At 59.6% G+C, this 11054-nt stretch carries 9 protein-coding genes; all 9 read left to right on the top strand.

Going from position 1 to position 11054, the window contains the following annotated elements:
- Position 1 precedes the first annotated feature (1 nt).
- The gene (truA, locus tag ALTER154_RS13670) at positions 2–868 is read left to right on the top strand and encodes a tRNA pseudouridine(38-40) synthase TruA (RefSeq protein ID WP_160087870.1); all 867 of its coding nucleotides are present in this window, start codon (positions 2–4) and stop codon (positions 866–868) included.
- 51 nt (positions 869–919) lie between these two features.
- Complete coding sequence (locus ALTER154_RS13665) at positions 920–1540, top strand: phosphoribosylanthranilate isomerase (protein ID WP_160087869.1); 621 nt, start codon at positions 920–922, stop codon at positions 1538–1540.
- Positions 1541–1756: 216 nt separating this feature from the next.
- On the top strand, positions 1757–2641 hold the full coding sequence (accD, locus tag ALTER154_RS13660; RefSeq protein ID WP_160087868.1) for an acetyl-CoA carboxylase, carboxyltransferase subunit beta: 885 nt from the start codon (positions 1757–1759) through the stop codon (positions 2639–2641).
- Positions 2638–3945, top strand: coding sequence for a bifunctional tetrahydrofolate synthase/dihydrofolate synthase (gene folC / locus ALTER154_RS13655; protein WP_160087867.1), 1308 nt, complete (start codon positions 2638–2640; stop codon positions 3943–3945). Before accD ends, folC begins: the two co-directional genes overlap by 4 nt.
- A complete protein-coding gene (locus ALTER154_RS13650; protein WP_160087866.1) occupies positions 3929–4537 on the top strand; it encodes an SPOR domain-containing protein in 609 nt (202 codons plus the stop codon). Before folC ends, ALTER154_RS13650 begins: the two co-directional genes overlap by 17 nt.
- 148 nt (positions 4538–4685) lie before the next feature.
- Entirely contained in the window at positions 4686–5240 is a 555-nt protein-coding gene (locus ALTER154_RS13645; RefSeq protein ID WP_160087864.1) for a CvpA family protein, read from the top strand.
- Positions 5241–5285: 45 nt separating this feature from the next.
- Positions 5286–6794 carry an amidophosphoribosyltransferase gene (gene purF, locus ALTER154_RS13640; RefSeq protein ID WP_090252254.1) on the top strand — a complete coding sequence of 503 codons (1509 nt, stop codon included), beginning with the start codon at positions 5286–5288 and terminating at the stop codon, positions 6792–6794.
- Positions 6795–6839: 45 nt separating this feature from the next.
- Positions 6840–8051: an O-succinylhomoserine sulfhydrylase gene (locus ALTER154_RS13635; RefSeq protein WP_160087861.1), complete on the top strand. Its 1212-nt coding sequence runs from the start codon at positions 6840–6842 to the stop codon at positions 8049–8051.
- Between the two features lie 232 nt (positions 8052–8283).
- Positions 8284–10923: a LuxR C-terminal-related transcriptional regulator gene (locus ALTER154_RS13630; RefSeq protein ID WP_160087859.1), complete on the top strand. Its 2640-nt coding sequence runs from the start codon at positions 8284–8286 to the stop codon at positions 10921–10923.
- Positions 10924–11054 lie beyond the last annotated feature (131 nt).

Here is an 11054-nt window from a genome sequence, read left to right as displayed (position 1 = left end):
CATGTCTGATGGTCTTACTACAACGGCAGCCGAATCGGCTGCCGTTGGCGTTTTCAAGATAGCCCTGGGTGTCGAGTACAAAGGTTCGCGCTATCGCGGTTTTCAGCGTCAGCGTGCAGGTGTGCCTTCAATTCAGGAATCGTTGGAAAAAGCCCTGGCGAAAGTCGCTGGCGGCGTTCCCGTAACCCTGAGCTGTGCCGGGCGTACCGATGCTCTGGTGCATGCCAGTGCCCAGGTGGTGCATTTCAGTACGCCGGTCGAGCGCTCCATGCATGCTTGGGTCATGGGCGCGAATATGAATTTGCCTGGTGATATCAGCGTGACGTGGGCGAAATCGATGCCGGCGCACTTTGATGCGCGTTTTTGCGCCCAGGCGCGGCGTTACCGTTATGTGATCTATAACGACCAGATTCGCCCGGCGCATATGGCCGAAGAGGTCACGTGGAATCATCGGCCGCTTGATATCGAGCGCATGCGCCAAGCCGCGCAGTGTTTTATCGGTACCCATGATTTCAGTGCGTTCCGCGCACGGCAGTGCCAGGCCAAGTCGCCGATCAAAACGGTGCATCACCTCGAGTTATTGCAGCACGGACGGTTTATCGTGCTGGATATCCGCGCCAATGCCTTTCTGCATCATATGGTGCGCAATATCGCCGGGGTGCTGATGACCATTGGCGCAGGCGAGCGGCCGGTTGAGTGGGCGCAGGAAGTGCTGGAAACCCGTGTGCGACGTACCGGTGGAGTGACTGCGCACCCTTATGGTTTGTATTTGGTGCAGGTTGATTACCCCGAGGAGTTCGACTTGCCCAAGCGTTACTTGGGGCCGCACTTTCTTTCCGGCTTGCCTGATGTGGCGGCTGACGCCTGAAAGGCTATTTGCTAGCATCCGGCTTCCACTGAATTTATCGAGGTCATCCTGTTGTCAGCCGTTCGCAGCAAGATTTGTGGCATTACCCGCATAGAGGACGCACTGTCGGCTGTCGAGACGGGCGCTGATGCAATTGGCCTGGTGTTCTATGCCAAGAGCCCGCGCGCGGTCACGCTGCAGCAAGCGCGCTTGATCATTGCTGCTTTGCCACCTTTTGTGACCACGGTGGGCCTGTTTGTCGATGCCAGTCGCTGTGAGCTAGGTGAGATTCTCGATGCGGTGCCGCTCGATTTGCTGCAGTTCCATGGCGACGAGAACCCTGAAGACTGTGATGGCTACCATCGCCCCTATATCAAGGCGTTACGGGTCAAGCCGGGCGATGACATTGCTGCGCAGGTGGCGCTGTTCAAGAATGCCAGTGGTGTCCTGCTGGACACCTATGTGCCAGGCATTCCGGGGGGGACGGGGGAGGCCTTCGATTGGTCGCTGGTGCCTCAAGGCTTGAGCAAACCGGTTATTCTGGCGGGCGGCCTGACGGCTGAGAATGTTGCCCAGGCCATCGCTCAGGTGCGTCCCTATGCCGTGGATGTCAGTGGTGGCGTCGAAAAGACCAAGGGCATCAAGGATGCTGAGAAGATTCGCGCTTTTATGCAGGCGGTAAAGACTGCTTAAGGTGCGCAGGGTTGATGTGACGACGCTGCTGGCTTGGCCGTCCATACCCCTGTTGCAGGTTTGATAAACGCTGCAGGCGGTCGTTTGAGGTGGCGGGTGGGCAATGCGGATAGCTCTCACCGGCCCCTGAAACGACCGTACCCATGAATTTTCCCGGTTAGGCTTGGTCGCATTTAGTGCAGCCCGTCCGGTTAACAGCTTTGGAGAGTCAAGAGCATGAGCAACTGGTTGGTAGACAAACTGATCCCATCGATCATGCGTTCCGAGGTCAAAAAGAGTTCGGTGCCCGAAGGCCTGTGGCATAAGTGCCCGTCCTGCGATTCGGTGCTGTACAAGCCCGAGCTGGAAAAGACTCTGGATGTTTGCCCCAAGTGCAATCACCACATGCGTATCGATGCCCGCACGCGCCTGGATATCTTCTTAGATGCTGAAGGACGTGAAGAGCTGGGCGCCGATCTTGAACCGGTTGATCGCCTCAAGTTTCGCGACAGCAAGAAGTACAAGGATCGCCTTGCTGGCGCGCAAAAGCAGACCGGCGAGAAAGATGCCCTGGTGTCGATTCGCGGCACCCTGGAAGGTATGCCGATTGTGACTTGCGCGTTCGAGTTCTCCTTTATGGGTGGTTCGATGGGCGCCATTGTGGGTGAGCGCTTTGTCCGCGCCGCCAATTCCGCTTTGGAGCAGCGTTGCCCGCTAGTGTGCTTCTCCGCATCCGGCGGTGCACGCATGCAGGAAGCGCTGATCTCGCTGATGCAGATGGCCAAGACTTCGGCCGTGCTGGCACGCTTACGTGAAGAGGGTATTCCATTTATTTCCGTGCTGACTGACCCCGTGTACGGCGGCGTGTCGGCCAGTCTGGCCATGCTCGGTGATGTGATTGTTGCCGAGCCCCGCGCTCTGATTGGCTTTGCTGGCCCGCGGGTGATTGAGCAGACCGTGCGCGAGAAGCTGCCAGAAGGCTTCCAGCGCAGCGAATTCCTGTTGGAGCACGGCGCCATCGATATGATCATTCACCGTGCTGAACTGCGTCCGCGTCTCGCGCGTTTGCTGGCTCAGCTGATGGGCCTACCGTCGCCTGTAGCCCTGCCGGCGACTGCATGACCGAGCGCTCCCTTGCCGATTGGCTGAGCTATCTGGAGCAGCTGCACCCCAGCGCCATTGATATGGGGCTGGAGCGCTCGCGGATCGTTTTGCAGCGTCTTGGCTTGTCCAAGCTGGCGCCGCATGTGGTTACCGTCACTGGAACCAATGGCAAGGGTTCGACCTGTGCGTTTATTGCCTCGCTGCTGCAAGCGCAGGGCCTCAAAGTCGGTGTCTACAGCTCACCGCACCTGTTGCGTTACAACGAGCGAGTACAGATCGCGGGCGTCGAAGCCACTGACGCCATGCTCTGTGAGGCCTTCGCCGTTGTCGAGGCCGCGCGTGGTGACACCTCACTGACCTATTTCGAAATGGGCACCCTGGCCGCTTTCTGGTTATTCCAGCAAGCTGGTCTGGATGCACTGGTGCTGGAAGTTGGCCTTGGCGGGCGTCTGGACGCAGTGAATCTACTGGATGCCGATATCGCCCTGGTTACCAGCATCGGCATCGACCACGCCGACTGGCTGGGTGATACCCGTGAGTCGGTGGCTTTTGAGAAGGCTGGTATTTTCCGTACTGGAAAACCTGCTCTGTGTGGCGATCTTGAGCCGCCGCAGCCGCTGCTAGATCAAGTAGCATTGCTCGATGCTCCATTCTTTCTGCGTGGCCGTGACTATGACCTGAGCCTGAATGCGCAGGATTGGTCCTGGTACGGCCTCAATCATCAAGGCGAAGTGCTGAAGCTGGCTCACTTGCCGCTGCTCGACCTGCCCATGGAAAACGCTGCCCTGGCTCTGCAGGCGTATGCAGTGATGCAGCTGCCCTGGCAGCCTGAGGTGATCAGTCAGGCGTTGCAGCAGACCCGGGTGACCGGGCGTCTAGATCGCAGAAGCCTCAATTGGCAGGGTAAGTCACTCACGCTGTTGCTCGATGTTGGGCATAATCCCCATGCTGCCGAGTATCTCGCTCAGCGTTTGGCCAGTCGTTCGCTAGCAGGTAAGCGCCTTGCCGTGTTTGGTTTGCTGGCTGACAAGGACCTGCCCGGTGTAGTGGCGCCGTTGTTAAGCGAAGTGGACAGTTGGGCGGTGGCGGCTTTGCCGACCAGTCGCACACGGGCTGCCAGCGAGCTGCAGGCGCATCTGCATAACAGCGGGGCTCAAGTGGCTGCTTACACCAGTGTGCAGGCAGCGCTTGAAGCTCAGTGTGAGCAGGCTTCGGATGGGGATGAAGTGCTGCTGTTTGGATCTTTCTACTGCGTGGCCGAGGCCCTGGATTGGCTGGCCCGCCAAGCCAATGGGGGCGTGCAGGATGGCTTTGCTGGATAAGGGATTGAAGCAGCGCATGGTCGGTGCGCTGGTATTGCTGGCGCTGGCAGTTATTTTCCTGCCAATGCTGTTGTCGCGTGAGGATGATTCGCAGCGCGTGCAGGTAGACGCGCCTGAAATGCCTGCGGTTCCCCAGGCTCCTGACGTTGAATTACAGCCTGTGGCCGTGCCTGAACCGCAGCTTTTGCCTGATGAGCCGATTGGTAGCGAGGCCGCGCAAAGCCTGGAGCCAAGCGAGCCTGTTGTGAGTGAGCTGCCGGCCGAACCCATCACTCCAGCGACACCAGCTGCCGCTCCTGAGACTTTGGCAGAACCACCTCAGCCTGCGCCGAGTAAGCTGGATGCCAATAGCCTGCCGATCAGTTGGTCGGTGCAGCTGGCGAGTTTGTCCAGCAGCGACGGTGCGCAGAAACTGCAGAAAACCCTGCGCACTCAGGGCTATAACGCCTATATCCGGAGTGTCGATGGCATGAACCGGGTATTTGTTGGGCCGCTGATTGAGCGTGCCGAGGCGGATCGCCTGCGTGATCAGCTCAATCGTCAGCACAAGCTCAATGGTTTTGTGGTGCGTTTTCAGCCCGAAGCCGGCTGAGTAAGCGGCTTGGCGTTCTTCGTCAAGCCGAACTGTTTGGCCCGCCACTAGGCGGGCCGGGCATTTCAGCGGTTGGCGAATCCTTTGCTTACGCCCCACACAGGTGCTCTGCTAAAATGCAGCGCCTTTCTCGTCGGTAACCTGCATCGTGGCATTCACCTGGGTCGATTGGGCGATTATCGCCGTTGTCGCCGTTTCAAGTCTGATCAGTCTGAGCCGAGGCTTCGTCAAGGAAGCCCTGTCACTGCTTACCTGGATTATTGCTGGCGTGGTCGCTTGGATGTTCGGCGGCGCACTGTCACAGCACCTGGTGGATTTTATCGAGACGCCCTCGGCGCGCGTCATTGCAGGTTGCGCGATTCTATTTGTGGTCACCTTGTTGGTGGGTGCCCTGGTCAATTACCTGATTGGTGAATTGATTCGGGTGACCGGACTGTCAGGGACAGATCGTTTTCTCGGCATGGTTTTCGGCGCGGCGCGCGGAGGCCTGCTGGTCGTGGTGCTGGTCGGTTTGATCAGCCTGGCACCGGTGGAGCAAGACAGCTGGTGGCAGGAATCAGCACTTGTACCGCATTTTCTGATGGTTGCTGATTGGTCGAAAAACCTGATTCTGGGTCTGTCCAGTGAGTGGCTGGCCAGCGGCGTTACGGCGCCGGTGGAGTTACCGTTCAAAGAGGCACTGCAGCAGCCTAAACTGCCGTAAGTGCATTGCGAATCATCGTGTTTCATTGAGTAGGGGTTGCGTCACATGTGCGGCATTGTCGGTATCGTCGGTAAATCGAACGTCAATCAGGCGCTGTATGACGGGCTCACCGTCCTCCAGCACCGCGGCCAGGATGCTGCCGGTATTGTCACCAGCCATGATGGCCGCCTGTTCCTGCGCAAGGACAACGGCCTGGTGCGTGACGTGTTTCAACAGCGGCACATGCAGCGCCTGGTCGGTCATATGGGCATTGGCCATGTGCGCTACCCGACTGCGGGCAGCTCCAGCTCGGCCGAAGCCCAGCCGTTCTACGTCAACTCGCCTTATGGCATCACCCTGGCGCACAACGGCAACTTGACCAACGTCGAGCAGCTGGCCAAGGAGATCTACGAGTCCGACCTGCGCCACGTCAACACCAACTCCGATTCGGAAGTGCTGCTCAACGTGTTCGCTCACGAGCTGGCCCAGCGCGGCAAGCTGCAGCCCACCGAAGAAGACGTGTTCGCCGCGGTGACTGATGTGCACGAGCGCTGCCTGGGTGGTTACGCGGTAGTGGCGATGATCACCGGTTACGGCATAGTCGGTTTCCGCGACCCCAACGGTATTCGCCCGATTGTCTTCGGTCAGCGTCATACCGACGAAGGCGTGGAATACATGATCGCCTCGGAAAGCGTCTCCCTCGACGTGCTCGGCTTCACCCTGATTCGCGACCTCGCGCCGGGCGAAGCGGTGTACATCACCGAAGAAGGCAAGCTGTTCACCCGTCAGTGCGCGGCGAACCCAAAATACGCGCCGTGCATCTTTGAGCACGTCTATCTTGCGCGTCCGGACTCGATCATGGATGGCATCTCGGTGTACAAGGCGCGCCTGCGCATGGGCGAGAAGCTGGCTGACAAGATCCTCCGTGAACGTCCGCAGCACGATATCGACGTGGTCATCCCGATTCCGGATACCAGCCGTACCGCAGCACTGGAACTGGCTAACCATCTGGGCGTGAAGTTCCGCGAAGGCTTCGTCAAGAACCGTTATATCGGTCGTACCTTTATCATGCCGGGCCAGGCTGCCCGTAAGAAATCCGTACGGCAGAAGCTCAACGCCATCGAACTGGAGTTCCGCGGCAAGAACGTGATGCTGGTGGATGATTCCATCGTGCGCGGCACCACCTGTAAGCAGATCATCCAGATGGCCCGCGAAGCCGGGGCGAAGAACGTCTACTTCTGTTCGGCCGCGCCAGCGGTGCGTTACCCGAACGTGTACGGCATCGACATGCCAAGCGCCCATGAGTTGATCGCGCACGGCCGCACCACCGAGGAAGTGTGCGAGCTGATCGGCGCCGACTGGCTGATCTACCAGGATCTGCCGGACCTGATCGAAGCGGTCAGTGGCAGCAAGAAGATCAAGATCGACAACTTCGACTGCGCGGTGTTTGACGGCAAGTACGTGACCGGCGATGTCGACGCGGCCTACCTGGATAAGATCGAGCAGGCGCGCAACGATGCCTCCAAGGTCAAGTCCCAGGCCGTCAGCGCGATTATCGACCTGTACAACAACTAGGTTGCAGTCCGGCCCGCTGCTGCGGGCCGGTTGAGGAAATTGGCAATGACGATTGAATGGCAAGCCGGGCGTCTCGACAGCGATCTCGACGGCGTCGGCTTCGATACTCTGGCGGTGCGCGCCGGTCAGCACCGCTCGCCAGAAGGTGAGCACAGCGAGGCGATCTACCCAACCTCCAGCTACGTATTCCGCACCGCGGCCGATGCTGCCGCGCGTTTTGCTGGCGAAGTGCCGGGCAATGTCTATTCGCGCTACACCAACCCGACAGTGCGTGCTTTCGAGGAGCGCATTGCCGCCCTGGAAGGGGCCGAGCAGGCGGTCGCGACCTCATCCGGCATGTCGGCGATTCTGGCTATTGTCATGAGTCTGTGCAGCGCTGGCGACCACGTACTGGTGTCGCGCAGCGTATTCGGTTCGACCATCAGCCTGTTCGAGAAGTACCTCAAGCGCTTCGGCGTGCAGGTTGATTACGTGCCGCTGGCTGATCTTGATGGCTGGGCCGATGCCTTCAAATCCAACACCAAACTGCTGTTTGTCGAGTCACCGTCCAATCCGCTGGCTGAGTTGGTGGATATTGCCGCATTGGCGGATATCGCCCACAGCAAAGGCGCGCTACTGGCGGTGGACAACTGCTTCTGCACCCCAGCGCTGCAACAGCCGCTCAAGCTCGGTGCAGATGTGGTGATGCATTCGGCAACCAAATATATCGATGGTCAGGGCCGCAGCATGGGCGGTGTGGTCGCAGGCTCGGCCAAGCTGATGACCGAAGTGGTGGGCTTTCTGCGTACCGCCGGGCCTACACTCAGCCCTTTCAACGCCTGGATCTTTCTCAAAGGCCTGGAAACCCTGCGTATCCGCATGCAGGCGCATTGCGCCAGCGCGCTGCAATTGGCGCAGTGGCTGCAGCAACAGCCCGGCATTGAGCATGTCTACTACGCCGGTTTGCCCAGTCATCCGCAGCATGAGTTGGCCAAGCGTCAGCAGAGTGCCTTCGGTGCAGTAGTCAGCTTTGAGGTCAAGGGTGGCAAAGAGGCGGCTTGGCGTTTTATCGATGCCACGCGGGTGATCTCGATCACCACCAACCTCGGTGACACCAAGACCACCATTGCCCACCCGGCGACGACCTCGCATGGTCGCTTGAGTCCCGCCGAGCGTGCGAACGCCGGTATTCGTGACAACCTGATCCGCGTCGCGGTGGGCCTGGAAGACCTGGCCGACCTGCAAGCCGATCTGGCTCGCGGCCTGGCGGCGCTCTAAGTCGCTCTCCCCACCTGGCGGGCCTTCCCGGCCCGCCAGGCTGCTTCATTTCTCCCCAAATTCATTCTCTTGTCTCGCGAAATTCTCAGGCGCGTATGGTTGTGGGCAATCCTTTGGTTAGCTGCGGGTAAAACATGACGCACTTCAAAGTCTGAAGGTGCGCAGGCGCTAGCATCCATGGCCAAGTGCGGCGTCTGACCGTGCGAAGAATAATAAGAACAGGGTCTGCCTGATGGACCGACTTCAGCCATGCGTATTGCCTGCCAATGGTGTGCTCCGCCAGAGCCTGCTGGAGCTGTTGGCGCGCAGTGAGCGCTTTGCCCTGACTTTGTTGCTGGCCCCGGCCGGCTCGGGAAAGTCGACGCTGTTGCAACACTGGCGCGGCCGTTGCGCTGCGATGGTGGTGCATTACCCGCTGCAAGCGCGGGACAGCGACCCATTGTGTTTTTTCCGTCGTCTGGCTGACAACATTCGCGCCCAGGTGGTCGATTTCGATACGTCCTGGTTCAACCCTCTGGCGGTGGCTTCCAGCCTGTCGCCGCAGCTGTTGGGTGATCTGCTCGCTGATGCTCTGGCGCGAGTCGAGGGGCCGCTGTTTATCGTGCTGGATGATTTTCAGTGGATCGAGTCGCGCAGCATTCTCGAGGTGATGGCGGCGCTGCTGGAGAAGCTGCCAGGCCATGTCCACCTGATCATCGCCAGCCGTAACCACCCAGGCTTTGCCCTGAGCCAGCTGAAGTTGGAAAACCGCCTGCTGTGTATTGATCAGCATGATCTGCGTCTGTCGGTCGAGCAGGTACAGCAGCTCAACACTCACCTGGGCGGTCAGGCGCTGAGTCAGGCGTATGTCGACAGCCTGCTGGGCATGACCGAAGGCTGGGTGGCGGGGGTGAAGATTGCGCTACTGGCCTATGCGCGCTTCGGCACTCAGGCGCTGCAGCGCTTTAACGGCAGTCAGCCAGAAATCGTCGATTACTTCGGCCATGTGGTGCTGCGCCAGTTGCCGCCGAACCTGCGTGAATTCCTGCTGTGCAGTGGCCTGTTCGAGCGCTTTGATGGCGCGCTTTGCGATCATGTGATGCAGCGCAGTGGCTCGGCGTTGCTGCTTGAAGAGTTGGCTGAGCGCCAGCTGTTTCTGTTGCCAGTGGACAATCAGCCAGGCTGGTTCCGTTTTCATGCCCTGTTGCAGGATTTTCTCTGCCGCCGCCTGCAGGTCGAGGAATACGCGCGCCTGGATCAGCTGCACAGCCGCGCCGCCGACTATTACCTGAGTCTGGGCGAGTACGAGCAGGCGTTGCAGCATGCCCGGCACTGTAGCGATCAGCACATCTTCCTCGGGCTGCTGGAGCACTGCTGCGCGTCATGGGTGCGCTGTGGGCAGTTTGGCGACATTCTGCGCTGGCTTGAGTCGCTGCCGGAGACGCAGCTGCTGGCGCAACCCAAGTTGCTCGGCTGGCTGATTGCGGCGCTGTCACTGTCGCGGCGTTTTCACCAGGCGCATTACCACCTTGAGTTGCTCGATACTCTCGAGCACACCACGCCAGGCGTAAATCTGGAGCCGGCAACGCGGCAGTTTCTTGCCCTGTTGCTGGGCTTGTTTGAGCAGGACAAGGACTTTGTGCCGCCGCCTGCCTGGCGCGACTTGCTGGGTGCTGGGCAAGACCTGGAAATTCGTGCTTGCACCTTGGCGGTGATTGCCTATCAGCATTTATTGGCCGCACGTCTACAGGATTCGATTCGTTTTGCCAGCGAGTCCAAGCAGTTGCTTGCGCAATGTGGACACAGCTTTCTGGAAAGTTACACCGATCTGATTATCGCGCTTTGCCACCGCAATGCTGGGCGCGCCACCCATGCGCGTAAGCAGGTGTGTCTGGACTACCAAGGCACCGATTCTGTGTCTCCGGCCTGGGTCAATCGCGCCACGGCCATGGTGGTGGTGCTGTATGAGCAGAATCAGCTGGTCGAGGCGCAGCAGCTGTGTAACGAGCTGATGGCGATGGTCAATTCATCCTCGGCCACCGAAGCGATTGCCACGGTCTACATCACCTTGTCGCGGTTGCTGCATCGCCAGCAGCAGACAGCGCGGGCCAGCCGCTTGCTCGATCAACTCTCATGCATTCTGCAGTTGGGCAACTACGCGCGTTTTGTCAGCCAGGTGGTCCAGGAAAGCATGCGTCAGGCGTACCTGAGCGGTAAGAGTGCCGTCATGGATGCCGTAGCTCAGCGCTACGGTTTGTCTGGGCGGTTGCAGGCCGGGGAGTGGGAGCGCGTGCGCGCCTATGACGAAAGTTGGGAACGTCAGGGGTTGGCCTGTGTGTACTGGTTGCAGGCACGCGGTGCTCAGGCGCAGGCCGAGCGGATTCTCAAGGTGCTGGCGGCCTCATTGCGGCAAAGTGAGATGCGTGCGCGGCTGCTGATCGTCGAAGCCAACCGCCTGGTGCTGGCGGCGCCCAGCCAGAGCAAGGGCCAGCAACTGGCTGCTTTGGCGGGGCTGGTTGAGACTTATGGCATCGTCAATATCAATCGCTCGGTATTCGATGAGGCCCCAGGTTTTGCCGCCGGGGTGCTGGATCTGGTGCAGGCCGGCTTATTGGTGATACCGGACAATTACCGTGAGCACTACGCAGAGTTTCTCCAGGGTATTCAGGTTGCGCCGGCTCTTGATACGCTGGCCGGCGGCCTGCTGACAGGGCGTGAGGTGGAGGTGTTCGAGTGCCTGCTTAGCGGCCTGTCGAACACTCAGATTAGCGACAAGACCGGTATCGCTTTGTCCACCACCAAATGGCACCTGAAAAACATCTACTCCAAGCTCAATGTCTCCAGCCGCACCGAGGCGATTCTCGCCGTACGGCCGCGCGCCACGCTCAACTAGATCGCTCTGCCCACCTGATTGGCCATAGCCCCTCCGCTGGAAGGGGGCGATGGGCTGTACCCGTCGATAGGCTTGATCCTGCGCTGCTATGTCAGTAGCCGCCTTGTCCGTACAACAATAAAAACGGGAGC

The sequence above is a fragment of the Pseudomonas sp. 9AZ genome (assembly GCF_902506525.1).
Classification (GTDB): Bacteria; Pseudomonadota; Gammaproteobacteria; order Pseudomonadales; family Pseudomonadaceae; genus Aquipseudomonas; species Aquipseudomonas peli.
Note: the sequence above shows the minus strand (reverse complement) of the source record. Positions and strands in the feature narration are given on the sequence as shown.

What these genes read in the sequence shown, in the direction of transcription:
- truA (WP_160087870.1), top strand. Translation starts at nt 2, where the DNA reads ATGTCTGATGGTCTTACTACAACGGCAGCCGAATCGGCTGCCGTTGGC.
- accD (WP_160087868.1), top strand. Translation starts at nt 1,757, where the DNA reads ATGAGCAACTGGTTGGTAGACAAACTGATCCCATCGATCATGCGTTCC.
- folC (WP_160087867.1), top strand. Translation starts at nt 2,638, where the DNA reads ATGACCGAGCGCTCCCTTGCCGATTGGCTGAGCTATCTGGAGCAGCTG.
- ALTER154_RS13650 (WP_160087866.1), top strand. Translation starts at nt 3,929, where the DNA reads ATGGCTTTGCTGGATAAGGGATTGAAGCAGCGCATGGTCGGTGCGCTG.
- purF (WP_090252254.1), top strand. Translation starts at nt 5,286, where the DNA reads ATGTGCGGCATTGTCGGTATCGTCGGTAAATCGAACGTCAATCAGGCG.
- ALTER154_RS13635 (WP_160087861.1), top strand. Translation starts at nt 6,840, where the DNA reads ATGACGATTGAATGGCAAGCCGGGCGTCTCGACAGCGATCTCGACGGC.
- ALTER154_RS13630 (WP_160087859.1), top strand. Translation starts at nt 8,284, where the DNA reads ATGGACCGACTTCAGCCATGCGTATTGCCTGCCAATGGTGTGCTCCGC.